The organism is Peterkaempfera bronchialis, from assembly GCF_003258605.2.
Classification (GTDB): domain Bacteria; phylum Actinomycetota; class Actinomycetes; order Streptomycetales; family Streptomycetaceae; genus Peterkaempfera; species Peterkaempfera bronchialis.
The window spans coordinates 2,363,645-2,390,343 of record NZ_CP031264.1; the positions used below are offsets into that span (position 1 = coordinate 2,363,645).

General features: G+C 72.5%; 16 protein-coding genes, 1 other RNA gene and 1 pseudogene. 6 read left to right on the forward strand and 12 right to left on the reverse strand.

Annotated elements, in window-relative coordinates:
* Nucleotides 1-387 precede the first annotated feature (387 nt).
* From ssrA to ftsE, 5 genes are all read right to left on the reverse strand, one after another.
* Nucleotides 388-759, reverse strand: a transfer-messenger RNA (tmRNA) gene (ssrA, locus tag C7M71_RS10345).
* Nucleotides 760-895: 136 nt separating this feature from the next.
* Nucleotides 896-1,372 (reverse strand): SsrA-binding protein SmpB, encoded by a 477-nt coding sequence (gene smpB / locus C7M71_RS10350; RefSeq protein ID WP_111493503.1) that lies wholly within the window; start codon nucleotides 1,370-1,372, stop codon nucleotides 896-898.
* A gap of 43 nt (nucleotides 1,373-1,415) precedes the next feature.
* Nucleotides 1,416-2,723, reverse strand: a complete 1,308-nt coding sequence (locus C7M71_RS10355) for a S41 family peptidase (protein ID WP_175607663.1) — start codon at nucleotides 2,721-2,723, stop codon at nucleotides 1,416-1,418.
* Between the two features lie 226 nt (nucleotides 2,724-2,949).
* Nucleotides 2,950-3,858 (reverse strand): permease-like cell division protein FtsX, encoded by a 909-nt coding sequence (gene ftsX, locus C7M71_RS10360; RefSeq protein WP_111493501.1) that lies wholly within the window; start codon nucleotides 3,856-3,858, stop codon nucleotides 2,950-2,952.
* A gap of 28 nt (nucleotides 3,859-3,886) precedes the next feature.
* Complete coding sequence (ftsE, locus tag C7M71_RS10365) at nucleotides 3,887-4,576, reverse strand: cell division ATP-binding protein FtsE (RefSeq protein WP_111493499.1); 690 nt, start codon at nucleotides 4,574-4,576, stop codon at nucleotides 3,887-3,889.
* Nucleotides 4,577-4,924: 348 nt separating this feature from the next.
* Here ftsE and C7M71_RS10370 point away from each other — a divergent pair, with 348 nt between their 5' ends.
* Entirely contained in the window at nucleotides 4,925-5,119 is a 195-nt protein-coding gene (locus C7M71_RS10370) for a hypothetical protein (RefSeq protein WP_111493497.1), read from the forward strand.
* Nucleotides 5,120-5,376: 257 nt separating this feature from the next.
* Here the strand turns inward: C7M71_RS10370 and prfB are convergent, their stop codons facing one another.
* From prfB to C7M71_RS10385, 4 genes and pseudogenes are all read right to left on the reverse strand, one after another.
* Nucleotides 5,377-6,489 carry a peptide chain release factor 2 gene (prfB, locus tag C7M71_RS10375; RefSeq protein ID WP_111493495.1) on the reverse strand — a complete coding sequence of 371 codons (1,113 nt, stop codon included), beginning with the start codon at nucleotides 6,487-6,489 and terminating at the stop codon, nucleotides 5,377-5,379.
* Nucleotides 6,490-6,554: 65 nt separating this feature from the next.
* Nucleotides 6,555-7,697: a glycoside hydrolase gene (locus C7M71_RS31605; protein ID WP_229758648.1), complete on the reverse strand. Its 1,143-nt coding sequence runs from the start codon at nucleotides 7,695-7,697 to the stop codon at nucleotides 6,555-6,557.
* Between the two features lie 403 nt (nucleotides 7,698-8,100).
* Nucleotides 8,101-8,799, reverse strand: a pseudogene (locus C7M71_RS31610) (serine/threonine-protein kinase); the annotation flags it as partial.
* Nucleotides 8,800-8,964: 165 nt separating this feature from the next.
* Nucleotides 8,965-10,866, reverse strand: coding sequence for a serine/threonine-protein kinase (locus tag C7M71_RS10385; RefSeq protein ID WP_114914301.1), 1,902 nt, complete (start codon nucleotides 10,864-10,866; stop codon nucleotides 8,965-8,967).
* Nucleotides 10,867-11,357: 491 nt separating this feature from the next.
* On the opposite strand from C7M71_RS10385, the gene C7M71_RS10390 reads away from it, so the two are divergent.
* The 5 genes from C7M71_RS10390 to gdhA all read left to right on the forward strand — a co-directional run bounded on the left by C7M71_RS10390 (nucleotide 11,358) and on the right by gdhA (nucleotide 19,744).
* Nucleotides 11,358-14,288: an FHA domain-containing protein gene (locus tag C7M71_RS10390; RefSeq protein WP_114914302.1), complete on the forward strand. Its 2,931-nt coding sequence runs from the start codon at nucleotides 11,358-11,360 to the stop codon at nucleotides 14,286-14,288.
* Nucleotides 14,289-14,624: 336 nt separating this feature from the next.
* A complete protein-coding gene (locus C7M71_RS10395; RefSeq protein ID WP_111495072.1) occupies nucleotides 14,625-16,046 on the forward strand; it encodes an ABC transporter substrate-binding protein in 1,422 nt (473 codons plus the stop codon).
* 14 nt (nucleotides 16,047-16,060) lie between these two features.
* A complete protein-coding gene (locus C7M71_RS10400) occupies nucleotides 16,061-17,395 on the forward strand; it encodes a carbohydrate ABC transporter permease (RefSeq protein ID WP_111495074.1) in 1,335 nt (444 codons plus the stop codon).
* On the forward strand, nucleotides 17,392-18,297 hold the full coding sequence (locus C7M71_RS10405) for a carbohydrate ABC transporter permease (protein WP_114914303.1): 906 nt from the start codon (nucleotides 17,392-17,394) through the stop codon (nucleotides 18,295-18,297). The genes C7M71_RS10400 and C7M71_RS10405 overlap by 4 nt, the downstream gene beginning before the upstream one ends.
* 94 nt (nucleotides 18,298-18,391) lie before the next feature.
* Nucleotides 18,392-19,744 (forward strand): NADP-specific glutamate dehydrogenase, encoded by a 1,353-nt coding sequence (gene gdhA, locus C7M71_RS10410; RefSeq protein ID WP_111491229.1) that lies wholly within the window; start codon nucleotides 18,392-18,394, stop codon nucleotides 19,742-19,744.
* Nucleotides 19,745-19,918: 174 nt separating this feature from the next.
* Here the strand turns inward: gdhA and C7M71_RS10415 are convergent, their stop codons facing one another.
* The 3 genes from C7M71_RS10415 to C7M71_RS10425 form a co-directional block, all read right to left on the reverse strand.
* Nucleotides 19,919-24,892: an NAD-glutamate dehydrogenase gene (locus tag C7M71_RS10415; protein ID WP_111491228.1), complete on the reverse strand. Its 4,974-nt coding sequence runs from the start codon at nucleotides 24,890-24,892 to the stop codon at nucleotides 19,919-19,921.
* Nucleotides 24,893-25,238: 346 nt separating this feature from the next.
* The gene (locus tag C7M71_RS10420; RefSeq protein ID WP_111491227.1) at nucleotides 25,239-25,901 is read right to left on the reverse strand and encodes an HAD family hydrolase; all 663 of its coding nucleotides are present in this window, start codon (nucleotides 25,899-25,901) and stop codon (nucleotides 25,239-25,241) included.
* Nucleotides 25,902-26,016: 115 nt separating this feature from the next.
* A complete protein-coding gene (locus tag C7M71_RS10425; protein WP_111491226.1) occupies nucleotides 26,017-26,526 on the reverse strand; it encodes a DUF6912 family protein in 510 nt (169 codons plus the stop codon).
* Nucleotides 26,527-26,699: the final 173 nt, after the last annotated feature.

Below are 26,699 nucleotides of genomic sequence, written 5' to 3' on the forward strand. Positions count from 1 at the left end.
GCCGGACGGGCTGTGCGGATGGTGCTGTGCTGATCCTGCTGCGACGGGTTGCCAACGTATCGTCGGCCGCCCGGATTCCCCCGGTTCGTCCACCGGGTGGGGAAGCAGCGGACAGAAGATCGTACGCCCTTCGGGGCCCATACGTCGTTCCGGATCGGCAACCGCCGCAGCGCTCCGCACCGCCGCCGGTGGTCTCAGGGGCGGCGGGGCCCGCGCGAAGACCCGCAGCTCCGCGCACAAGGCGACGGGAAGCCCCTCCCCGCGCGCACGCAGGGAGGGGTCCTTGCGGGCAGCCTGGTCAACGACCGGGGGGCCGCCGAGGTCACCGCCGCAGAAAACACGACGGCCGCCATCCGGTATGGATGGCGGCCGTCGTGCACATGGGTGTGGTGGAGGTGCCGGGAATCGAACCCGGGTCCTGTGGAGTCAATTCAGGGCTTCTCCGAGCGCAGTCTGCTGTGCTTTTCTCAGCCCCGGCAGTCACGCAGACAAGCTGCCGACGGGCTCAGTCACTGTGAGATGTCCCGAGCGGCCCCGTGACCGGGCCGAGCGGTGAGTCCCCTAGCTGATGCCAGGATCCGGGGCGGGAACACACCCGGTCTGACACCTTCGAAGCTCGCTACTTAGGCAGCGAGGGCGAAGGAATCGCGCTTGGAGTTGGCGATTATTTTTTTGCGACACGTGGTTAACGAGATCATTGCCGCGTTCCTCGGCTCGCTTCCCCTGTTTCGACATCCCCAGTCGAAACCGATCACCCCCATGTTCACGCTGTTCAATTTGCAAGGTTCACACCACTCCGGAGACCCCTCTGCGGGACCTCCGGTGCACGGCCCATCGTACGGTGTCAACGCCGGGCCGGTCCAGCGCATTCCCCGCTGGTCGGCGGGTGGGCCGGTCAGCCGCTGCGGCGGTTGGCCCGGGCGATGGCGCGGGCGGTCTCGCGCTTGTCCTGCTTCTCGCGCAGCGCCTGCCGCTTGTCGTACAGCTTCTTGCCGACCGCGACCGCGAGCTCCAGCTTGGCCCGGCCGTCCTTGAAGTAGAGCGACATCGGGATGAGTGTGTGGCCGGTCTCCCGGGTCTTCGCCTCCAGCTTCCGGATCTCGTCGCGGTGCAGCAGCAGCTTGCGCTTGCGCCGCGCCGAGTGGTTGGTCCACGTCCCCTGCGCGTACTCGGGGATGAAGACGTTGTCGATCCACGCCTCGCTGCCGCTGATGTAGGCGTAGCCGTCGGTGAGGTTGGCCCGCCCCTCGCGAAGCGACTTCACCTCGGTACCGGTGAGCACCATGCCGCACTCGTAGGTGTCGAGGATGGTGTACTCATGCCGCGCCTTGCGGTTCTGCGCGACGAGCTTGTGTCCCTTTTCCTTTGCCATAGCGCCGATATTGTCGCATCCGGAGCGGCCGGACGGGAGTCCATTACCGCCGGGCGCCGGAGCCGCCCAGCCCGGAGAGCACGGTCAGCGCCAACCGCTCGGCCTGCTCGGGGCCTGCCTGGGCGGGGACGGAGACGTCCGGCTCGATGCCGATGCCGTCCGGGGAGCGGCCCGCCGGGGTGAAGTAGCGGCCCACGGTCAGTTCCAGCACCGAGCCGTCGGCCAGCCGGCTGGGCTCCTGGACGGTGCCCTTGCCGAAGGTACGGGACCCCACCACCACCGCGCGGCAGCGGTCCTGGAGGGCGCCGGCCAGCAGTTCGGCGGCGGACATGGTGCCGCCGTCGACCAGGACCACCAGCGGGGTGCCGGTGTCGCCGCCGGTCTCGGCGGTCAGCTCCCGCTCGGTGCCGTGCACCTGATAGGTGCCGACCGGGCCGCCGTCCAGGAAGGCCGAGGCGGCCTCGACGGCCTCGGCCAGCAGGCCGCCGGAGTTGCCCCGCAGGTCGAGCACGACGCCGCCGTGCCGGGCGCCGGTGCGGGCCCGCTCGGCGGCGGCCCGGTGGACGGCCTCGGCCACCTCCTCGCCGACGCCGGAGGTGAAGGCGTCCACGCTGATCCGGGTGACATCGGCGCCCGGGTGGTCCACGGTGACGTCCTGGGCGGCCAGTACGGTCCGGCGCAGGGTGACCTCGCGGACCGGGGAGCCGTCGCGGCGGACGGCCAGGGTGACGGTGGAGCCCACCTCGCGGGTGGCGCTCGCGGCCAGGTCGGCGCTGCGGCCGGCCGTCTCCTGGCGGCTGGCGCGGCCCAGGGCCCGATCGGCGGCGCTGTCGGTGGCACTGTCTGTGGCGCTGTCGGCGGCGCTGTCGGTGGTGCGGCCGGTGACACTGCCGCGCAGCCGGGCCACCACCTCGGTCACCGGCATCCGGGCGGCGGGCGCACCGTCGATGCGGACCAGCCGGTCGCCGGGGCGGATGCCCGCCTTCGCCGCCGGGGTGCCCTGCTGGACCCGGGAGACGGCGACACCGCCGTCCAGCTCGCGGCGCACCCAGAGCCCGACGCCGACATACTCGCCGTCCAGGCCCTGCGCGAAGTCCGCGTACTCCTCGGGGCTGTAGTAGGCCGCCCAGCGGTCGCCGCTCTCACCGACCAGGCGCCGCGCCTCCTCGGGCGAGAGGTCCTGCCCGCTGAGGTCCCCAGCGGCCAGCCTGACCGCGGCCCCCTGGCGGGGCGCGGGGACGGCGGAGCCCGCCTGGCCCCAGGCGCCGGTGACGGCCCCGGTGGCGAGCACCGCTCCGAACACCAGCGTCAGGGTGGCGCCCTGGCGCATCCGACGAGAGCTACCGGACATGGGTGTGGAGTCTAGTGCCGCGCCCGCCGACCTTGGCCCCGCTTGCCGCCCCGGCACGCACATCTCTGCGTTGGCGAGCCACCCGCACACAGAAGCGGTACGAGGCGGCCCGCCTCCTTGCAGCTGCACGCACCGGGAAGCGTCGCCGGACACGGCCGGGCCCCGGCCGCCGGATGTCGCCGGCGGCCGGGGCCCGATCCGATCCTTTCGGAGGACAGCGAGGCGGTCAGACCTTCAGGTACTTCCGCAGGGTGAAGAAGGCGGCCACGGCGGCCATGCCCATACCGATCACCACCAGCAGCGGTATCACCCGCATCACCTCGGGCAGGCCGATGAAGTGGATGAACTGCACCCGCTGCTGGAGCCAGCTGTGGACGAAGACATTGCCCAGCAGCAGCAGTCCGGAGGCCAGCGCCGCGCCGAGCAGCGCCGCGAAGGCCGCCTCCGCGATGAACGGCATCTGCACATAGAAGTTGGAGGCGCCGACCAACCGCATGATGCCGGTCTCCCGGCGCCGGCTGAACGCGGACACCCGGACGGTGTTCACAATCAGCAGCAGCGCCACGCAGACCATCAGCGACATCACCCCGAAGGCCACCCGCTGCAAGCCGTTGAGCAGGGCGAAGAGGTTGTCCAGGATCTTGCGCTGGTCCTCCACCGACTGCACGCCCGGCTTTCCGGCGAAGGCGCTGGCGATGACGTCGTACTGCTCGGGGTCCTTGAGCTTCACCCGGAACGACTCGGGCAGGCCCTCCGCGCCGACCACACCGGTCAGCGGGTTGTCCGGGTTCATCTCCTTCCAGTGCTTGTAGGCGTCCTGCTTGTTCTCGAACTGGACGTCCTCGACCACCGGCAGCTTCAGCAGATCGGCCTTGATCTGGGTCTTCTGCTGGTCGGTGGCGGCACCTCCGGAGCATGAGGCGTACTGCTTGGCGTCGCTCTTGTTGCACAGGTAGACCGCGACCTGCACCTTGTCGTACCAGAAGCCCTTCATGGCGTTGACCTGGTCGCGGACAAGGAGGCTCGCACCCGCGAGGGCGAGCGAGAGCGCCACACTCACGACGACCGCGATGGTCATCGTCAGATTGCGTCGGAGTCCTACACCGATCTCCGACATGACGAACTGGGCCCTCATGATGTCCTTTGCTTGCCGTCTCTGCTGGTCATTGCTGGTAGCCGTATACGCCGCGCGACTGGTCGCGGACCAGCAGGCCCTTGTCCAGCTCGATGACGCGCTTGCGCATCTGGTCGACGATCGCCTGGTCGTGGGTGGCCATCAGCACGGTGGTGCCAGTGCGGTTGATGCGGTCGAGCAGCTTCATGATGCCGACCGAGTTCTGCGGGTCGAGGTTGCCGGTGGGCTCATCCGCGATCAGCAGCATCGGGCGGTTCACGAAGGCGCGGGCGATGGCCACGCGCTGCTGCTCACCACCGGAGAGCTCACCGGGCATGCGGTCCTCCTTGCCGGCCAGGCCGACCAGGTCGAGGACCTCGGGAACCACCTTGTTGATGGCGCCCTTGGGCTTGCCGATCACCTCAAGGGCGAAGGCGACGTTCTGCGCCACCGTCTTGTTGGGCAGCAGGCGGAAGTCCTGGAAGACGGTGCCGAGTTGACGCCGCACCTGGGGGACCTTCCAGTTGGAGAGCCTCCCCAGATCCTTCCCCAGCACATGCACCGCACCCTGGCTGGGGCGCTCCTCACGCAGGATCAGCCGCAGGAACGTGGACTTCCCGGAGCCGGAGGATCCGACGAGGAAGACGAACTCGCCCTTCTCGATCTCAAGGGAGACGTCCATCAGGGCCGGACGGTTCTGCTTCGGGTAGGTCTTGGAGACGTTGTCGAATCTGATCACGGCTGCATCACGGTTCGCCAGTCTAGGAGGACAGGAACGGCGTCCACCGCTCCCCCGGTGCTGGACCATACGCGAACGGGGGCCGTGATTGCAGGTCCGGCGAAGGCAAAGGTGTGGGATTTCACGGACAAAATGGCATGAAACCCACCTTTGTCGCCCATCACCCGATCGCCACGGCGAACCGGCCCGGGGTTCGCCCTTACCGGCAGGTATGCGGTAGACGGGCCGGATGCCGCCGAACCTGGCACAGTGGAGGGGATGAACCGAAGGGTCCTCCCAGCCGTCTCCGGGGAAGACAGGGAACCAAGCCGCCGATCCGGTGCGTTGGCAGGATGAGGAGGAGATCGCATGACCTGCGACCGTCTGGTGTGCGCCAACTGCGCGGGACCGGTCAACGAGGGACGCTGCCCGGTGTGCCGGGCCAACCGCGAGCGGATGCAGCAGCAGCAGAACCCGTTCGCGGCGATCTCGCCCGCCGCGCTGCTCGCCCTGGTGGCGGCGATGGCCGCCGTGCTGCTGCTGGCACGGCACGCCCTCGCCTGAGCCCCTTGCCGCGCCACGCATAAAGACCCCGGGAGCACACGCTCCCGGGGCCCTCTGCGACTCTGCTGACGCGCCCGCCTACGCGGCGGCGGTCTCCTGCTGCTTCCGCCACCGGATGCCCGCTTCGATACTGTGCCGATCGTTCATCTCAGCGGGCACCCGCACGCCCTTACACGGAAACTTCCTGCTGCTTCCGCCACCGGATGCCCGCTTCGATACTGTGCCGATCGTTCATCTCAGCGGGCACCCGAACGCCCTTACACGGAAACTTCCTGCTGCTTCCGCCACCGGATGCCCGCTTCAATGAAGCCGTCGATCTCGCCGTCCAGCACCGCCTGCGGGTTGCCGACCTCGTGCTCGGTCCGCAGGTCCTTCACCATCTGGTACGGGTGCAGGACGTAGGAGCGCATCTGGTTGCCCCAGGAGTTGCCGCCGTCGCCCTTGAGGGCGTCCATCCTGGCCTGCTCCTCCTGGCGGCGGCGCTCCAGCAGCTTGGCCTGGAGCACATTCATCGCGCTGGCCTTGTTCTGGATCTGGGAGCGCTCGTTCTGGCAGGAGACCACGATGCCGGTCGGCAGGTGGGTGATCCGGACCGCCGAGTCGGTGGTGTTGACGCCCTGGCCGCCGGGGCCGGAGGCGCGGTAGACGTCGATCCGCAGATCGGACTCGTCGATGTCCACATGGTCGCTCTGCTCGACCACCGGCAGCACCTCGACGCCCGCGAAGGAGGTCTGGCGCCGCCCCTGGTTGTCGAACGGCGAGATCCGCACCAGCCGGTGGGTGCCCTGCTCCACCGAGAGGGTGCCGTACGCGTACGGGGTCTTCACCGCGAAGGTCGCCGACTTGATGCCGGCCTCCTCCGCGTACGAGGTGTCGTACACCTCGGTCGAGTAGCCGTGGCGCTCGGCCCAGCGCAGATACATACGCATCAGCTGCTCGGCGAAGTCCGCCGCGTCCACGCCACCGGCCTCGGCCCGGATGTTGACCAGGGCCTCGCGGGCGTCGTACTCGCCGGAGAGCAGGGTGCGGACCTCCAGCTCGTCCACGGCCTTGCGGACGGACGCCAGCTCGACCTCGGCCTCGGCACGGGTGTCGGCGTCGTCCTCCGCCTCGGCCAGCTCGAAGAGCACCGAGACGTCGTCGATCCGGCTGCGCAGGGCCTCCACCTTGCGCAGTTCGCCCTGGAGGAAGGAGAGCCTGCTGGTCACCTTCTGCGCGTGCGCCAGGTCGTCCCAGAGGTCCGGCGCGGCGGCCTCCTCCTCAAGGCGCGCGATGTCGGCCCGGATCTTGTCCAGGTCGAGGACGGCCTCGATCGACCCCATGGTCGATTCGAGGGACTTGAGCTCTTCGGAAGGATCGACTGCTGCCACGCCCCCCAGCGTAATGGCTCCGTGGCGGAACCGGCCGCCGCCCACCCCCGCAGCGGGGCTCGGGCTCAGACCGTGCGGGTGTAGTGGAGGGCGCCGTCCTCGGTCCGGGCGAAGAGTCCCAGCCGCCTGCCCTCCGCGACCGGGCCCGGGGGGTACCGCAGGTTCGCCCCGGAGCCGGGGACGGCGCCCGTGCGCCAGGACCGGCCGCCGGAGTGGGAGGCGGCCTGGGTGAGACCGCCGGAGGCGCCCCGGCCGAAGAGGTACAGCCCGCCGTCGGCCCCTGCGGCGGGCTCCGCCCGGCCGCCGTCGCCGGAGAGGCCCGGGACCGGCTCGGCCGGGTGCCAGGCGCCGCGCAGCGCGGTGACCCGCAGCACGGCGGAGTCGGCGGCGCGGACCACAAAGGCGTCCAGCCGGCCGCTCCTCCCCGCCGCCAGGGAGGGGGCGCCGCTGATCCGGCCGGCGGTCGGCACGGTGGCCCAGGCGCTCCAGGTGCGGTGCACATAGGAGGCGGTGGCCAGGTCGGTGCCGATCCGGGCGACCAGGTCGATGCGGTCGTTGGAGTCGTCGGCGGCGGCTGCGGGCGGCGAGTCCAGCTTGGTGCGGCCGTCCAGCTGCCCCCACTGCGACCAGCCGCCGCCCGCGTAGGTGCGCTGGTACAGCAGCCGGTCGGTACCCAGCGCGAAGAGCACGATCCGGCCGTCCGGCATCGCCACCGGGGCGGGGTCGCCGCTGACGTGGATGCCGGTGAGCAGCTGCCAGGGGCCGAAGCCCGCGCCGCCCCGGGTGACATAGCGCACGGCGCCGTCGCGGTCGGTGGCGAAGGCGAAGGTCACGCCGTCCACCTGCACCGCCCGTACGCCGCCGGCCAGCGGGGCCGGCGGGGGTGGCACGGTCTGCCAGGAGGACCAGGCGGGCAGCGCTGCGGTCTCGGCCCCGGCGTCCGGGTCGGCGGCCTCGTCGGCCGAGGGGGCGGTGGGCAGGCCGGGGCCCCGGCCGCCCTGTCCGGAGTCGTCGTTGCGGCCTGCGGCGCCATGGGTGCGGCCGGCCGCCTCGGGCGCGGAGCTGGCGGCGTCGGAACCGGGCCGCCCCGCCCCCTTGCCGGGCCGGTCCTCGTCGCCGCCGGAGAGCGCCGCATAGGCGCCCACCGCACCGGCCACCACCAGGGCGGCCACCGCCGCGACCACCAGTCGGCGGCGGCGCAGCACCACCGAGCCGGGACCGGCCGGGTGGCCCCGGTGGCTGCGTGCCCGGCCGGACAGTGCCCCGTCGGCCGGGTCGCCGCGCCGCTCCCGCTCGGCGCGCGAGGCGACGGCGAAGGCGGCCAGCTCCTCGGCGTTGGGGCGGCGCAGCGAGGTGTGGGTGTCGCGGGTGGAGTCGGGCTGCGGGCCGGAGACCAGGGGACGGCGGCGCCACGCCGGCGGCGGGGGCGCGGGGTGGCCTCCTCGCCCTCGTACGGTGGCTCCTCCGCCGGTCCGGTGGGCTCGGCGGTGTCGCCGCCGGGGGCGGCGACGGCGAGCGGGGGAGGCCGGCCAGGGCGGGCAGCTGCTCGCGCAGCCGCTCGGCCATCTCGGTGGCGCGCAGCCGGGAGGCGGGGGCCTTGGCCAGGCACTCCGCGATGATCTTCCAGAGCCCGTCCGGGAGGCCCGGCAGCGGCGGCACGGTCTCGGTGACATGGCGGCGCAGTACGGCGCCGGTGTGGCCGCCGCCGAAGGGGGTGAAGCCGGCCAGCAGCTCGTAGAGCACGGTGGCCAGGGCGTAGATGTCGACGGCGGCGCGGGGTTCCAGGCCCTCGATGATCTCGGGGGCGAGGTAGTCGGGGGTGCCGATGATCCGGGTGGCGCGGGTCCGGCGGGGGGCGTCGACCAGCCGGGCGATGCCGAAGTCGGTGAGCTTGGCGCGGGGGGCGCCGCCCGCTCCGGGCGAGGAGGCGAGGTCCAGCAGCACATTCTCCGGCTTGACGTCGCGGTGCACGATACCGGCGGCGTGGGCCACCGCGAGGGCGTCCGCGACATCGGCGGTGACGGCGACGGCGGCCTGCGGCGCCAGTACCCCGTCGTGGTCCAGCCGGGTGCGCAGGTCGGTGCCGTGGACCAGCTCCATGACCAGGGCCAGGTCGCTGCCGTCCACCACCAGGTCGCGGATGCCGACCACTCTCGGGTGGTCGAGGCTGGTGAGGGCGTTCCGCTCCTGTACGAAGCGGCCGACCAGCACCTGGTCGGAGGCGAGGTCCTCGCGCAGCAGCTTGACGGCCACCGGGCCGTCCGGGCCCTCGCCGAGCCACACGGTGCCTGCGGATCCCCGGCCGATCACCTGGTGGACGGTGTACCGGCTGCCGATCTTGCGTGCCAATGCTGCTCCGTGAGCCGAAGGTTCGGAACGTCAGCGACCAAACTACGCGGAGAACGGCCGCTCGGGGTGCGCCGCAGCGCTCTCGACCAGCCGAAAGTCGATAAACCGTCAATATCGGCGGTCGGGTCAGCTGGTAAGGCTGTGCCAGTGCTGGCTGACCCAGGTGCTGCTGCGGTCGATCAGGTCATAGGCGTGGTCCCACCACTGCGGAAGCGGGGTGAAGTTCCACAGGGCGGCTGCCGCGATGGCCAGGATCAGCAGCACCATCAGGCAGCCCTTGAGGCAGCCCAGCCCCGGGATGTACATCCGGTTGCGGCTGCGTGGACGGGGTTCGCGGGGTTCGCGGTGCGGTGCCGCCTCGCGCGGCGGGGCCGCCTCCTGGCGGCGCGCGGGTGCGGGCTCGGCACGGCGGGCGGGTGCGGGCTCGGCGCGGCGGGCCGGGGGCCGCTGCGGCGCGGGCGCCGGAGCGGGCTCATAGGACTGCTCGTACGGCGGGGGCGCGGCCTGCGGCCGGCGGTGGCCCGGCGCGGCGCCCCGGCGCGGGTCGCCGCCCTGCTGGGGGTAGCCGCCCTGCTGGGGGTAGCCGTAGCCGGGGTTCTGCTGCGGGTTCTGCTGGGGGTTCTGCCGGCGGGGGTCGCGGCCGTACTGGAAGGGCGGCGGGGCGACCTGGGGCTCCTGGAGCTGCCGCAGTTCCTCGGGCTCGAAGTAGCCGACCTCGGTCTGCTGGTTGCGGTCGCGGGCCGCGCGCAGTTGGGTCTGCCAGGGGTGCGGCTGCTCCGGCTGCGGGCCGTCCTGCCCGTCCGGGCCGTCCGGTCCGACCGGGGGCATCACCCGGGTGCGGTCGCCCTGGCCCCCGTCCGGTCCGGAGGCCGGCATGGTCCGGGTGCGGTCCTCGGAGCCATAGCCGGGTGCAGCGCCCGGCGCGCCCATCAGCCGGGTGGCCGCCGCCGGGTCGTACTGCGCGCCGCCGGCCTCGGTGGGCGTGGCCCCGGGCAGACCCGCGCGGCCCAGGACCTGCGTCGGGTCGGCGTGGGGACCGTCGCCCAGGACCCCGGCCGCGCCGAGCCCCAGGCCGCCGAAGGCCCCGCCGGTGCCGGGGACCGGCGCAGGCTCGGGGTCGGGCAGCAGCAGCGCGCCGACCGCCAGCGCCTCGTCGACCTGGGCCGGGGTGGAGTGCACGCCGATGCCGACCGCGACCACCCGCAGCGCCTGGGCCAGCGCGGTGGCGCCGGGCCGCTCGCGCGGCTCCTTGCGCAGGCACCGCTCGACCACGGTCCAGAGCGGTTCCGGCATGGTGCCCGGCCGCTCCGGCTCCTGGGCCAGATGGGCGTGCAGGATCGCCAGCGGGCCGTCGCCCTGGAACGGCGGACGGCCGGTGACCAGCTCGTACAGCATGATGCCGGCGCCGTAGACATCCACCGCGGAGGTCTGCGGGCGGCCCTCGGCGGACTCCGGCGCGACATAGGCGGGGGTGCCGACGAACTCATGGGTACGGGTGATCCCCGGGGAGTCCGCCAGCCGGGCGATGCCGAAGTCGGTGAGCATCGGGTGCATCAGCTCGCCGCCGCCGGGCTCCCCGGTGGTGGCCAGCAGCACATTGGCCGGCTTGAGGTCGCGGTGGACGACGCCGTCGGCGTGGCTGGCCGCGAGGGCGTCCGCGACCTGGGCCATCAGCAGCGCGCCGGCGACCGGGCTGAGCGGCCCGTTGGAGCGCAGATAGCGGTACAGGTCGGGGCCGTCGACCAGGTCCATCACCAGGGCCAGCAGGTCGCCCTCGACCACCAGGTCGCGGACCCGCACGATATTGGGGTGGCTCAGCCGCAGCAGCACCGAGCGCTCGCGCAGGAACCGCATCACCACATCGGGGTCGCCGGCAAGCTCCTCGCGCAGCACCTTGACGGCCACCTGCTGGCCGGGCTGGGTGCCGGGGACCGTCGCGTCGTCGCGGACCCGGCCACGCCAGACGGTGCCGGTGGCGCCGCGTCCGAGCGCCTCCTCAATCAGGTACTTGCTGCCTACCGGCCGCACTGATGTGCTCCTCGCCGTGCCGACTCCACCGGGCGGCGCACTCGCCGAGTGCGCGAGCGGCCCGTGTTTCCGGCAACTCTAACCGTGTCCGACGTCAGGGGAGGTCCGACGCCGGGGAAGGTGGGACCCGGCCGCGTCCGGGCAGCCCGGAGCCGCCGGAGCGGGTCGGCCGCACACCCGCCGTGGGCGGAGACGCAGGGGAGCGCGAATCGGTTGACATGCGCGCCTGAAAACCCCGCCCATGCACCCGGACTCCATGTGAGGATGATCGCAAGATCATCAAATCCGGTACCGGGCACGCACTGTCTGTGGCGGATGGGAGGATGCTGCCACCACCCGTGTGGGAATTGCTCGTTGGGCAGGCCGCTCCACCGTGCCGTACCTCGGCGGCGGGGCGCACCGGCCCGGCGAACGCCCCATGTGGGCGGTCATGATGGCCTGCACCGTGCGGACGGCGCAGCGCCGCACGACCATGAAGGGACCGCGGGCGAATGCAGATCCGGCTGACCGTCCTCCGGCCGCACAGTGGTCCGTCCACGGACCGGCTCGCCGCCGATGTGCTCGTCACCGCGCCGGCGGGCACCGCCCTCGGCGCGGTCGCCGGGGCGCTGGCGGGCGCGGTCGGGGTGCGCGGCGGCCGCGCCGCCACCCATGTCCACCTGTACGCGGGCACACAGCGGCTGGACGAGCGCACCCTGCTGGGCCACCCCCCACTGGTGGACGGCGCCGTCCTCTCCCTCAACGAGCCCGCCCCCGAGCACGACCGGGAGGACGGCCCGGCCGCCGCCGAACTGCGGGTGGTCGGCGGCCCCGACGCCGGCGGGGTGCATCTGCTGCACCCCGGCCGAGTACGGGTGGGCCGCTCCGGCGACGCCGATGTGCCGCTGGACGACCCGGACGTCTCCCGGCTCCACCTGGAGCTGCGTATCTCCCCGGACGGCCGGGTGGCCGTCGCCGACCTGGGCTCCACCAACGGCACCACCCTGGACGGCGCCCTGGTCGGCCCCGATCCGGTGGCGCTGCCGGTCGGCGGGCTGCTGCGGCTCGGCGAGTCCTCGGTGGTGCTGGCGCCCGGTGCGCCGCCGGCCGCGGAGCCGCCGTCCCGGCCCGCCACCGCCGACGGCCAGGGCCATCTGCTGCTCGCCCCGCCGCTGCCGCCCCGGCCGCCCGCCGCCGCCCCGTCCGGCACCCCGCCGCAGGCCCCCGAGGCGGCGCAGGCGGACGAGGACCCGGCACCCGCCGCCCGTGGACGCGGCCTGCGCTCGCTCCGCCTCGGCGACACCCTGCGCCGTGGCGCGCGCGGCCCCGTGGAGGAGGCCCGCGCCGCCAGCCGTACCGCCGAGCAGCAGCGCGCCCAGGCCCACAGCCGCGAGGCCGCCGCGCTGCGCCAACGCCTGCCCGACCCCGCCGCGCTGCTGCTCACCGCCCTCGACCACGGCCCCGGGCTGTGGGAGCGCGGACCGGCCCACCCCGAGGCGCTCACCCTGCGGCTGGGCACCGCCGACCGCCCCGCCGCCGAGCCCGGCGTGCTGCTGCCCGCCGTGCCCGTCACCGTGGACCTGCGGGCCGCCGGCAGCCTCGGCCTGGCGGGCCCCCGGCCCCGGCTGTCCGGCCTGGCCCGGGCCGCCGCCGCCCAGCTGGCCGCCCTGCACTCGCCCTCCGCCCTGGAGATCGTGCTGGTCAGCGCCGATCCGGCGCGCTCCGCCGAGGACCGCACGGCGGAGTGGTCCTGGGCGTTCTGGCTGCCCCAGCTGCGCCCCTCGCCGGGCCAGGAGTGCCGGCTGCTGGTGGGCCTGGACACCGCCCAGGCCGAGGCCCGGATCGCCGAGCTGACCGCCCGGCTGGACGGCCCGGTACGCCACGGCGGCCCCGCGACGGTGCTGCTGCTGGACGGCGACCCCGGCTCCGACGCCGCCCGGCAGGGCGCGGCCCGCCTGATCGCCCGGGGCCCCGCCGCCGGGGTGCACACCGTCTGCCTGGCCGAACAGGCCGAGGCGCTGCCGCCGGGCCTGGGCGCCACCGCCGTGATCGGCGGCGAGGTGGCCACCCTGCTGCGGGTCGACCGGCCGGTGCGCGGCGCGGCCGGGCCGCACCGCGAGGTGGTCGACGGGGTCGCGCTGGACGCGGTCTCCGCCGCCTGGGCGGAGCGGCTGGCCCGGTCGCTGGCCCCGCTGCGCGAGTCGGCCCCCGCCGCCCGGGGACCGCTGCCCACCGCGCTGCGGCTGCTGGACCTGCTGGACCTGGACATGGTCACCCCCGCCAAGATCTCCGGCCGCTGGACCGAGCTGCCCGCCACGGCGGGCTCCGCGGCGGCGGTGCTGGGCACCGCCCGGGACGGCCACTGCACCCTGGACCTGACCGACCGCGAGCTCACCACCCCCGGCCTGCCCGGCGGGCCGCATCTGCTGGTGGGTGGCGCCCCCGGGTCGGGCAAGACCGAGCTGCTGCGCACCCTGGTCGCCTCGCTGGCGGTCGCGGAGCGGCCCGACCGGCTCTCCATGGTGGTGGTCGAGGGCCGCGAGCCGACCGATCCGGCGCTGGGCCTCTATGCCTGCACCGATCTGCCGCATGTCTCCGCCTATCTGGGGGCCGAGGTCGAGCCGGCCCGCACCCTGGAGGCGGCGGACGCGCTGCTGGCCGAGTTGGACCGGCGCGAGCAGCTTCTCCAGGGGAGCGACTTCGCCGTCTGGTACGCGGAGCGGATGCTGCGGCGCGGCGACGGCGGGCGGCCGGTCGGCGGCATACGGCTGATCCCGCCGCGCACCGCCCCGGACGACGCGGACCGGGAGCGCGACCGGCCCGCCGCCCGGTCGGTGGCGGGTCCCGTACGGGCGGTGGCGCTCCAGCAGGCGGCGCCGGCCCGGCTGCTGGTGGTGGTGGACGACTTCGACGCGCTGGTGGGCGGCGACGGTCCGGCCCGCCCGGCGGTGGGCGATCCGGCGCTGCGGGCGCGGGCGGCGCTGACCGAGGCGCTGGCCGAGGTCGCGGTGCGCGGCGGGCGGCTCGGGGTGCACCTGGCCGTCTCCACCGGGCAGCCGGAGTGGACCACCGGTACCGAGGTCGACGAGGCGGCGCTGCTGCGGATCGCCCTGCGGACCGACGACCCGGCGCTCTCCCGGCTGCTGATCCATGTCGAGGACGCGGCCGCGCTGGCCGAGGACACCCCCGGCCGGGGCTATCTGCGGATGCCGGACGGCGGGGTGACCGCTTTCCAGGCGGCCCGGGTGAGCGGCCGGATTCCGCGTACGGCGACGCTGCGGCCGACCGTGGTGGCGCTGGACTGGTCCCAGACGGGCGCACCGCCGAGCCGCCGCCCGGTCCGCGAGCTGGGCAACGGCCCCACCGACCTGGCCCTGCTGGCCAGCGCCCTGCAACGGGCGGTGGATGCGCTGGACACCGCTCCGGCTCGGCCGCTCTTCTGAGTACCCGACCATCCGTCAATCGGCATTCGGTGGCCCAACCCCCCTGTGCGGGGCGTGCGGTGGCGGTGCCGCACTCCGCCCCGTCCGGTGGTGTCGGCCCCGGCGAGCATGATCCCGGCCGGGTTGGGTAGATCGGCTGGACAGAGCTGCGCCGCCCGGCGTCACATTCCGGTTACGGCAGGTCAGCGGCACCGCCTGCGGGCTTGCGACGTCTCTGGGCCGCAGCGTAGGACTGGTCAGGGACGCGACAAACCTGCGCCGTGTCCGTGCGTCAGCGCCGACGCCTCCCGGCCCGGCGGCGTGCGGGCGCGGCACGGGCCACGGGAGGGATCTGTCATGGACCGAACGATGCGCATACGCGGAGCCGCCTCCAGAGGCCGCACCCGCACCGCACTGGTGGTGACGGCGGCCACCGCTCTGGCGCTGACAGCGGCCGGCTGTAGCAGCAGCGGAGGAGGAGGAGACGGCAGCAGCGCCGCGCCGAGCAGCGGGGGCGCCGCCTCCAGTCCGGCCGCCCCGGCGAGCTCCGCATCCACGCTGAACCTGCCGGACCTGCACGGCAAGAGCCTGACGGTGGCGGCGATCTGGTCCGGCTCGGAGCAGAAGAACTTCCAGAAGGTGCTGGACGACTTCGCCCAGCGGACCGGCGCCAAGACCACCTTCGTACCGACCGGCGACAATGTCTCCGCCTTCCTGGGCACCAAGGTGCAGGGCGGCGCCCCGCCGGACGTGGCGTTCCTGCCGCAGGTCGGGGTGCTCCAGCAGTTCGCCAAGTCCGGCTGGCTGAAGCCGGTCTCCGCCGAGGTGGAGGCCGCGCTCGACAAGAACTACGGCAAGGGCTGGAAGGACCTCGGCGCCTCCGGCGGCAAGCAGTACGGCGTGTACTTCAAGGCTGCCAACAAGTCCACCGTCTGGTACAACACCAAGGTCTTCGAGGAGGCCGGGGTCAGCGAGCCGACGACCTGGGTCGACTTCCTCTCCACCGCGCAGACTGTCTCCGACTCCGGCACCCCGGCGGTCTCCATCGGCGGCGCCGACGGCTGGACCCTCACCGACTGGTTCGAGAACGTCTATCTCTCCCAGGCCGGTCCGGAGATGTACGACAAGCTGGCCAAGCATGAGATCAAGTGGACCGACCCCTCGGTCGGCAAGGCGCTCACCACCCTGACCGGGCTCTTCGGCAAGGACACCCTGATCGCGGGCGGCGCCAAGGGCGCATTGCAGACCGAGTTCCCGGCGTCGGTCGACCAGACCTTCGCCGAGCCGCCCAAGGCCGGGATGGTCTACGAGGGCGACTTCGTGGCCGTCAACATCGCCAATGAGACCAAGGCCAAGGTCGGCGAGGACGCCAAGTTCTTCCCGTTCCCGGCCGTGGACGGCGGCAAGGCCCCGGTGGTCAGCGGCGGCGACGTCGCGGTGGCGATGAAGGACACCCCGGCCGCGCAGGCGCTGCTGACCTACCTGGCCTCCCCCGAGGCCGCCGCCGTCGCCGCCTCCCAGGGCGGCTTCCTCTCCCCCAACCGGTCGCTGGACCTGTCGGTCTACCCCAATGACGTGGCGCGCGGCATCGCCAAGTCGCTGATCGACGCGGGCGACGACTTCCGCTTCGACATGTCCGACCAGGCCCCGGCCGCCTTCGGCGGCACCAAGGGCGCCGGCGAGTGGAAGGACCTCCAGGACTTCCTCGGCAGCCCCAACGACGTGGCGGGCGCGCAGAAGAAGCTTGAGGCCGACGCCGCCAAGGCGTACGGGAACTGACGGGACCTCCGCAGATGGCCGCACCGGCAGTCCCCGCACCGGTGGCGCGTCCGAGCAGGGGGCGGGTGCTCGGCACCCGCCCCTGGGCCGCCGTCGTCTTCCTGCTGCCCGCCCTGGTCCTGCTGGGCGCGCTCGTCCTCTATCCCATCCTCTGGTCGCTGGTCCGCAGCCTCTACGGCATCGACGACTTCAAGCACTTCGTGGGCCTGGGCAACTACGGCGACGTCTTCACCACCGACGCCACCCTCACCGCGCTGAAGAACAACGTCATCTGGGTCGTGGTGGCGCCCACCGTCACCACCGCGCTGGGCCTGATCTTCGCGGTGCTCACCGAGCGGATCCGCTGGGCCACCGCCTTCAAGCTGGTCATCTTCATGCCGATGGCCATCTCCATGCTGGCCGCCGGCATCATCTTCCGCCTGGTCTACGACCACAGCCCGGACAAGGGCGTGGCCAACGCCGTGGTGGTCGGGGTCCACGACACCTTCGCCAAGGCGTCCGCCTACCCCGGCGCCCGCCCCCGGGCGGACGGTGACCTCAAGGCGTCCGGCGGCGGCTCCTTCACCACCACGGGTACCGTCGCCGTCGGCACCCCGGCCGCGCTGCCGCTGGTCGGCCTGCCGCCCGCCTCGGTGGCCTCGCAGGTCCCCGCCTCGGCGGCCACCCCCGCCGGCGACGCCGTCACCGGCACCGTCTGGCTGGACTTCGCACCCGGCGGCGGCGGAAAGCCCGGCCGGGTCGACCCCGGCGAGAAGGCCCTGTCCGGCATCCGGATCGAAGCCGTCAAGGACGGCAGGGTCGTCGCCAAGGCCACCTCGGCCAAGGACGGCACCTTCACCCTGCCCGCCTCCGCCGCCGGCGCCCGGCTGCGGCTGCCCGCCGCCAACTTCACCGCCCAGTACGCCGGCATCGACTGGCTGGGCCCCAGCCTGGTCACCCCCGCCATCATCGGCGCCTACATCTGGATGTGGGCCGGCTTCGCCATGGTGCTGATCGCCGCCGGACTCACCGCCGTCCCCCGGGAACTCCTGGAGGCCGCCCGGGTCGACGGCGCCAACGAGTGGCAGGTGTTCCGCAGGATCACCGTGCCACTGCTCGCCCCGGTGCTGATCGTGGTGCTGGTGACGCTGGCCATCAACGTCCTCAAGGTCTTCGACCTCGTCTACATCATCGCGCCCGGCTCCACCCAGCAGGACGCCAACGTCCTCGCCCTCCAGCTCTACCTCTCCTCCTTCGGCGGCGGCGGCAACCAGGGCGTGGGCAGCGCCATCGGCGTCCTTCTGCTGCTGCTGGTGCTCCCCGCGATGCTCTTCAACATCCGCCGCTTCCGGAGGGAGAACCGCCGATGACGACCCTTCAGGACACGGCACCCGCCACGGCCGCCCCGGCCGTCCGCCGCAAGCCCGCGCTGCCCGCCCGCGCCGCCTCCCGGCTGGCGGGCGGCGCCGCCCGGATCGTGCTGCTGCTGGTGGGCCTCTTCTGGCTGCTGCCCACGGTCGGCCTGCTGGTCTCCTCGCTGCGCGGGCCGATCGACATCCAGCAGTCCGGATGGTGGCAGGTCTTCACCAAACCGGCCCAGCTGACCCTGCACAACTACTCCAGCCTGCTCTCCAATGACACCATCACCAGCTCGTTGCTGAACACCGTGCTGATCACCGTGCCCGCCACGGTGCTGGTGGTGCTGATCGCCTCGCTGGCCGCCTATGCCTTCGCCTGGATGGAGTTCCCCGGGCGGGACTGGATCTTCCTCATCGTGATCGGCCTGCTGGTGGTGCCGATCCAGGTCGCCCTGATCCCGGTCTCCCGGCTCTTCGGCCAGATCGGGATCTTCGGCTCCATCATCGGCGTGGTCCTCTTCCATGTCGCCTTCGGCCTGCCGTTCGCGGTCTTCCTGCTCCGCAACTTCTTCGCCGAGATCCCCCGCGAGCTGCTGGAGGCCGCCCGGCTGGACGGCGCCGGGGAGCTGCGGCTCTTCTTCACCGTGGTGATGCCGCTCGGCGGCCCGGCCATCGCCTCGCTGGGGATCTTCCAGTTCCTCTGGGTGTGGAACGACATGCTGGTGGCGTTGATCTTCGCCAATGCGGACGCCGCTCCGATCACCGTCGCTCTCCAGCAGCAGGTCCGGCAGTTCGGCAACAACATCGACATCCTCGCCTCGGGCGCCTTCATTTCCATGGTCGTCCCGCTGGCGGTGTTCTTCGCCTTCCAGCGCCAGTTCGTGAGCGGAGTGATGGCCGGCGCCGTGAAATGAGACAGCTGTGCGCGCGTACGTACAAGCCTGAGAAACTTCCTTCACCAGGCGATGTCCACCCCACCGCACCGCCACCGTGAAGGAGCCGTACCGGATGCACGAGGCAGAGAACCGCGCCATCGAGTCGATCTATGCCCAAATCCTGCGCCGCAACCCTGGCGAGACCGAGTTCCACCAGGCCGTCCGGGAGGTCCTGGGCTCCCTCGGCCCAGTGCTCGCCAAGCGACCCGAGTTCGCCGAAGCCAAGATCATCGAGCGGGTCTGCGAGCCCGAGCGGCAGCTGATCTTCCGCGTCCCGTGGGCCGACGACTCGGGCGAGGTCCACATCAACCGGGGCTTCCGGGTCGAGTTCAACAGCGCCCTGGGCCCGTACAAGGGCGGCCTGCGCTTCCACCCCTCGGTCTCGCTCGGAATCGTCAAGTTCCTCGGCTTCGAGCAGATCTTCAAGAACGCCCTCACCGGCATGCCGATCGGCGGCGGCAAGGGCGGCAGCGACTTCGACCCCAAGAACCGCTCGGACGACGAGATCATGCGGTTCTGTCAGTCCTTCATGACCGAGCTCTACCGCCACCTGGGCGAGTACACCGACGTCCCGGCCGGCGACATCGGCGTCGGCGGTCGGGAGATCGGCTACCTCTTCGGCCAGTACAAGCGGATCACCAACCGCTATGAGTCCGGCGTCCTCACCGGCAAGGGACTGGGCTGGGGCGGCTCGCAGGCCCGCACCGAGGCCACCGGGTACGGCACCGTGCTCTTCACCGCCGAGATGCTGCGCCACCGGGGCGAGGGCCTCGAAGGGCAGCGGGTCTCCATCTCGGGCTCCGGCAATGTGGCCATCTACGCCGTCGAGAAGGCCCAGCAGCTCGGTGCCACCGTCGTCACCTGCTCCGACTCCACCGGCTATGTGGTGGACGAGAAGGGCATCGACCTCGCGCTGCTCAAGCAGGTCAAGGAGGTCGAGCGGGGCCGGATCTCGCACTACGCCGAGCGGCGCGGCGCGCATGCGACCTTTGTCGCCGGCGGCTCCGTCTGGGAGGTGTCGGTCGATGTGGCACTGCCCTGCGCCACCCAGAACGAGCTCACCGAGTCCGACGCCACCGCCCTGGTGCGCAACGGCGTCAAGGCGGTCGCCGAGGGCGCCAACATGCCCACCACTCCCGAGGGCGTCCATGTCCTCCAGGAGGCCGGGGTGGCCTTCGGCCCCGGCAAGGCGGCCAATGCCGGCGGGGTGGCGACCAGCGCCCTGGAGATGCAGCAGAACGCCTCCCGCGACTCCTGGACCTTCGCCCACACGGAGGAGCGGCTGGCGGAGATCATGCGGAACATCCATGACTCCTGCCATGAGACCGCCGAGCGCTACGGCAGCCCCGGCAACTACGTCGTCGGTGCCAATATCGCCGGCTTCGAACTGGTCGCCGAGGCCATGGTGGCCCAGGGCCTGATCTGACCCCGGCAGGCTGATCCGGCCGGGCAGCCTGGATCTGGCCCGGCAGGGCAGATCCGACCCGGCAGGCAGCAGTCCGGGTCGCGGTCGTCCGGCACGACCGGACGCACCACGGCATGCCATGGACCGCCCCCGCCGACCGAATGGTCGGCTGGGGCGGTCCTCTGCTGCGACGGGTCAGCGCATGGAGCCGGTCCGCAGCAGGGTGCGGATCACCCGCATGGCCACCGAGAGGCTGGCCAGGTCCTGGCTGTCGGACCCCCTGATGTCGTCGAGCGTGGCCCGGGTCCGGGTGATGAGCGTGGCGTTGCGGCCCTCCCATGCCTTGAACCGCTGCTCCGGGCCGTCGCCGGGCTCGCCGCAGGCGAGGACGTCGGCGGCCAGGGCCGCGTGCGCCGCGAAGAGGTCCTCGCGGATGGCCGCGCGGGCCATGGACTGCCAGCGGTCGCTGCGGGGCAGCTCGATGATCAGGTCCAGCAGGTGGGTGATCTGGAGCCGGTCGGCGAGGTCGTAGTAGAGGTCGGCGACCTCGGCGACATCCGCGCCCGCCCGGTCCGCGACCTCGACGACGTCGAGGGTCGGGAAGGCGGAGGAGAGCCCGGCGCAGCGGGTGGCGAGGGCGTCGGGGACGCCGGCCGCCGCCAGCTCGTCGTAGATCTGCTGGAACCACTCCAGGTCGGCGCCGCGCAGCAGCTTGGGCAACTGGGCCCAGACCTTGGTGCAGCTGTCGCGGAAGACCTCGATGGTGCCGGCGATGTCCAGCGGCTGGCGCCGGTTGTTGAGCAGCCAGCGGGTGGCGCGCTCGACCAGGCGGCGGGAGTGCAGCCGCATCTTCGTCTGGACCTCGGCCGAGACCTGGTTGTCCAGGGCCTCGATCTCGCTCCAGATCTCCTCCAGGCCGAAGATCGCGCGCGCCGCGGTGTGCGAGCGGACGATCTCGTCCATGGTGGCGCCGGTCTCCTCGCGGAGCCGGAAGGCGAAGGTGCAGCCGCCCCGGTTGATGGTCTCGTTGACCAGCTTGGTGGTGATGATCTCGCGGCTCAGGGCGTGGTTGTCGATCGCCTCGGTGAAGCGGTCGCGCAGCGCCCCGGGGAAGTACTGGTGCAGCGAGGTGCGGAAGTACGGGTCGTCGGGCAGGTCGGTCTGGAGCAGCTCGTCGGCCAGCGTGATCTTGACATACGCCAGCAGCACGGCCAGCTCGGGCTGGGTGAGCCCGCGTCCGGCCTGCTGGCGCTCATGGATCAGCCGGTCGCCGGGCAGGAACTCCAGCGCCCGGTCGAGGTGGCCGTCGGCCTCCAGGCGGCGCATCATCCGGGCGTGGACGTCGACCATGCTGGATGCCTGGGCGACCGCGTTGGCCAGCACGGTGTTCTGCGCGTAGTTGTTGCGCAGGACCAGGTGGCCGACCTCGTCGGTCATCTCGGCGAGCAGGGCGTTGCGCTGCTTGACGGTCATGTCGCCGTCGGCGACCACCCGGTTGAGCAGGATCTTGATGTTCACCTCGTGGTCGGAGGTGTCCACGCCGGCCGAGTTGTCGATGGCGTCGGTGTTGATCCGGCCGCCGGTGCCGGCCGGGCCGCCGACGGAGGCGAACTCGATCCGGCCCAGCTGGGTGCAGCCGAGGTTGCCGCCCTCGCCGACGACCTTGGCCCGCAGGTCGCCGCCGTTGACCCGGATGGCGTCGTTGGCCTTGTCGCCGACCTCGGCGTTGGTCTCCGACTCGGCCTTGACGTAGGTGCCGATGCCGCCGTTCCAGAGCAGGTCGACGGGGGCGAGCAGGACCGCCTTCATCAGCTCCGCCGGGGTGAGGCGGGTGGTGCCCTCGGGGATGCCGAGGACGGTCCGCATCGGGGCGGTGATCTGGATCGACTTGGCGGTACGCGGGAAGACGCCGCCGCCGCGCGAGATCAGCGTGGTGTCGTAGTCGGCCCAGGAGCTGCGCGGCAGCTCGAAGAGGCGGCGCCGCTCGGCGTAGGAGGTGGCCGCGTCCGGGTCCGGGTCGATGAAGATGTGCCGGTGGTCGAAGGCGGCGACCAGGCGGATGTGCTCGGAGAGCAGCATGCCGTTGCCGAAGACGTCACCGGACATGTCGCCGATGCCGACGGCGGTGAAGTCCTCGCGCTGGGTGTCGTGGCCCAGCTCGCGGAAGTGCCGCTTGACGGACTCCCAGGCACCCCGGGCGGTGATGCCCATGCCCTTGTGGTCGTAGCCGGCCGAGCCTCCGGAGGCGAAGGCGTCGCTCAGCCAGAACCCGTAGGAGTCGGCGACCTCGTTGGCGATGTCGGAGAAGGTGGCGGTGCCCTTGTCCGCGGCGACCACCAGATAGGTGTCGTCGCCGTCGTGGCGGACCACGTCCTGCGGGGGCCGGACGCCCTCGCCGGCCACCAGGTTGTCGGTGATGTCGAGCAGGCCGGAGATGAAGGTCCGGTAGCAGGCGATGCCCTCGGCCAGCCAGGCCTCGCGGTCCACCGACGGGTCGGGGAGCTGCTTGGCGACAAAGCCGCCCTTGGAGCCGACCGGCACGATGACGGTGTTCTTCACCATCTGGGCCTTGACCAGGCCGAGGACCTCGGTACGGAAGTCCTCGCGGCGGTCGGACCAGCGCAGGCCGCCACGGGCGACCTTGCCGAACCGCAGGTGGACGCCCTCGACGCGCGGCGAGTAGACCCAGATCTCGTACGCCGGGCGGGGCGCCGGCAGGTCGGGGATGGCCTGCGGGTCGAACTTCATCGACACATAGGGGTGCGGCTCGCCGTTCTCGCCGCGCTGGAAGAAGTTGGTGCGCAGGGTGGCCTTGATCAGGTGGAGGAAGGAGCGCAGGATGCGGTCCTCGTCCAGCGAGGCGACCTGGTCGAGCGCGCCGTCCAGCTCCTCCAGGATGCCCTCGGTGAGCTCCAGGCCGGCCGCCGTGTGGGCCGGGGAGAACCGGGCCTGGAAGAGGTTGGCCAGCAGCCGGGTGGCATGGGTGTTGTTCTTGAGCGCGTCCTCCATGTAGTCCTGGGAGAACGTGGAGCCGGCCTGGCGCAGGTACTTGGCGTAGGCGCGCAGCACCACGGCCTGGCGCCAGGTCAGCCCGGTGCGCAGCACCAGCTCGTTGAAGCCGTCGTTCTCGGCCTGGCCGGTCCAGACGGCGGCGAACGCCTCCTGGAACCGCTCGCGGGCCTCGTCGCCCAGCTCGCCGACGGCCCGCAGCCGCAGGCCGAAGTCGTACACCCAGGCGGTGGAGCCGCCCTCCTCGCCGGGGACGGTCCTGCGCAGCTCGTACGGGTGCTCGTCGACGACCTCGACGCCCAGCTGCTGGAGGACGGGCAGCACCTCGGTGAGCGAGACGGCCCTGCCGACGCGGTAGATCTTCAGGCGGCGCTCGTCGTCGGGGGCGCCGACCGGCTGGTAGAGGTTGAGCCGGAAGTCGCCGGCCTCGCCGAGGGACTCCAGCTGCCGCAGGTCGGCGACGGCGGTGCGGGGCGAGAAGTCCGCCCGGTAGCCGTCGGGGAAGGCGTTGGCGTAGCGGCGGGACAGCTCGGCGGCGCGCTCCTCCCCGCACTCGGCCAGCAGCACCTCGTGGAAGCCGTCCATCCAGGAGCGGGCGGCCTCGGTGAGCCTGGCCTCGATCCGCTCGGTGTCGGCGTCGGCGAGGTGCGGCAGCTCGCTGCCGGGGGCGACCCGGACCACGAAGTGCAGCCGGGTGAGGACGGACTCGGTCGACCAGACCGTGTAGTCGATGGTGGAGCCGCCCAGCTCCTCCATCAGGATGTCCATCAGGCGGAGCCGGATGCGGGTGGTGTAGCGGTCCCGGGGCAGGTAGACCAGGGCCGAGAAGTAGCGGCCGAACGCGTCCTGGCGCAGGAAGAGCCGCAGCTTGCGGCGCTCCTGGAGGTAGAGGACGCTGCCGGCGATGGCGAGCAGCTCCTCGGCGGGGGTCTGGAAGATCTCGTCCCGGGGGTAGGTTTCCAGGATCTGGATCAGGTCGCGGCCGTCGTGGCTCTCCGGCGAGAAGCCGGAGGCGGTGACGACCTCCTGCACCTTGCGGCGGACCACCGGGATGCGGGTCACCGACTCGGTGTAGGTGGCGGAGGAGAAGAGGCCGAGGAAGCGGCGCTCGCCGACGACATTGCCGGCGGCGTCGAACTTCTTCACGCCGACGTAGTCCAGGTACGACGGGCGGTGCACGGTGGCGCGGCTGTTGGCCTTGGTCAGCACCAGCAGCGAGGGCTCGTGGGCCTTGGCGCGGGCGGCGCTGCTGAGGCGGCCGAACGCCTCGCTGGCCGGGTGGCCGTCGGGCGAGCCGCCGCGCGGGTCGGGGCGCAGGATGCCGAGGCCGGTGCCGGGCACGGCACGCAGCGCCTCGCCGCCGTCGCCGGCGCTCTCGACCAGGTCGTACTCGCGGTAGCCGAGGAAGGTGAAGTGGTCGTCGGCCAGCCAGCGCAGCAGCTCCCAGGCTTCGCCGATCTCCTGCGCGGGCAGGCCCGCGGGGGGCTGCTCGGAGAGTTCGTCGGCCAGCCGCAGCGCGGAGTCGCGCATCTTGGTCCAGTCCTCGACGACCTCGCGGACGTCGTTGAGGACGCGGCGCAGGTCCGCCTCGATCCGGCGCAGCTCGTCGCGGTCGGTCTCGCGGTCGACCTCGATGTGCATCCATGACTCGACCACCGCGTCGGCCGGCAGGTCGACGTCGCCCGGCTGGCTGCGGACGCAGGGGTCGGCGTCCAGGACCTCCAGCAGCTTGCCGGTGATGTCGCGGCGGACCACCATCTGCGGGTGGATGACCACGTGGATGGCGCGGTCCTGCCGGGAGAGCTCATTGGTGACGGAGTCCACCAGGAAGGGCATGTCGTCGGTGACGACCTCGACCACGGTGTGGCCGGAGGACCACCCGTTCTCCTCCACGGTGGGGGTGTGCACGCGGACCTCGGCGGTGCCCTGGGGGCGGTTCAGGCCGAGCCGGTAGTGGGAGGCGGCAGCCCCGTAGATGTCGACCGGGTCGCGGTCGACAAGGTCCTCGGGGGCCGTGTGGAGGTAGTAGTGGTGCAGGTAAGCGGTCAGGGCACCTTCGCCGAGACCCTCTCCGTGCGCTCCCCCCACCTGGCTGTTCTCAGCGGCTTGCGCTGCTCGGTCGAGCACCTCGGCCTTGGCTGCGTCCAGCTTGGTCTGCATGGCTATCTGGCTCCTGTCGCGCGCCGTTGCGTGACTCGGGTTTGGTCTGGCTGTGCCGGGTCGGTCCGATACTCCCGCACGTCCTGGGTGAAGGAGGCGCATGCCACGCATGAAACGCCGGTCACCTGGGTACGACAGGTCTTTCGTCCCGAAGCATCCCGGCCAGCCTAACCGGGTGGCTGCGGAGTGTCAGGGGACGGTCCGTAGCAAAGCCCGACCGGCACCCCCCGGCGGTGGACGACTTGTACAACTACCGATCGGTAGTCGTCGCGGATTGACCGCAGGGCGCGCAGCACGGCACCGGCGCGCTGAGGAACGTGTCCCAGGCCGCTGGTGCGGGGGCACCTCAGGCGCCCTGCACCAGCTCCTCGGCCAGCGACACCGCCTCGGCGAGCGAGTCGACCACCGGGACGCCGACCACGGCCAGGTTCTCCCGGGTGTGCGAGCCGCCGGTGTAGAGCACCGCGTGGGCGCCCACCGCGGCAGCGGCCAGCGCATCGTCGGCGGCGTCGCCGATCACCACGGTGCGGGCCGGGTCGACGGTGGAGCCCAGTGCGGCGAGGTGGCGCACCATGTACTCCGCCTTGCCGCTGCCGGACGGCCCGGTGCGGCCGTCCACCCGGACGAAGCGGCGCTCGATGCCGAAGCCGCGCACCAGCGGCACCAGCTGCTCATGCCCGTACATGGAGAGGATCGACTGGCTGCGGCCCGCCGCCTCCCACCGCTCCAGCAGCAGCTCCGCCCCCTCGGTGAGGGCGCAGCCGACGCTGTGGTTGAGGTAGGCGAGATGGAAGACGTCGTCCATCCGCTGCCACTCGTCGGCGGTCGGCGCCCGGCCCAGCAGCCGCTCATAGAAGAGCGGAATGGGTATGCAGTAGAGCTCGCGGTAGCGGTCCACGCTCAGCGGAGCCAGACCCACCTCCGCGAACGCGGCATTGCTCGCCGCCACGACCGCCTCGATGTCGTGGAAGAGAGTGCCGTTCCAGTCCCAGACAAGATGTGCACGCACAGCAGAACGGTACCCGCCACCTCCGACAGCGCTCACCCGGTCAGACGCATCCGGCCAAGCTCGCTCCGGCCGGGGGCCTCGGGCAGGGGTTCGGGGGTCCCGGGGTTCGGGGTTCTCAGGGCAGCAGGGTGGGGATCTCCTGGGTGGCGTACCAGAGCAGCTCGTGGTCCTCGGCGCCGTCCACGGTGAACCGGGCGTCGTCGTCGCCCCGGTCGGCGGCCTCCACGGCCGCCGTGGCGGCGGCCACGTCCTCCTCCGCGTCGGCCCCGTCCACATGTACGGCGGCCGCCTTGGCCAGCACCGCCGGATCGGCCAGCCGTACCAGGCCCAGCGACGCCTGGTCCTGGTACTCGGCGCCGGTGTCCAGCAGCACCGCCTTGTCGGGGACGTCCAGCGCGACCACGGTCCGGCGGCGCGGCGCCTTGGCGTCGGCGGCCAGCAGCCGCAGCGAGGACTGGGCGGCCCGGACCAGGGCCGCGTACTCCAGTTCCTCGATGTCGTCGCTGAGGTACCACTCGCGCAGCGCCGGGGTCACGGCGTACGCGCGCAGCGGCGCCGGTCCGAGTTGGCCGGCGGCATGCGCTGCGGCCAGGCCGTTGAGGGTGGTGGGGACGTACACGCGCATCGGGGCCGCTCCGGGTCGTGGTTCGCCGGGCCCGGCCCGGTCCTCCGGTCCAGGGCCCGGGTGCGGGCCCTGGAGCCGCACCGCAGTCCAGGATACGGGGGAGGGTGATCACCACGTCGCCGCGTTCGGGCCTTTTCCACTCGGCCCGCCCCCGCCCGCCCGCCCCCGCCCGC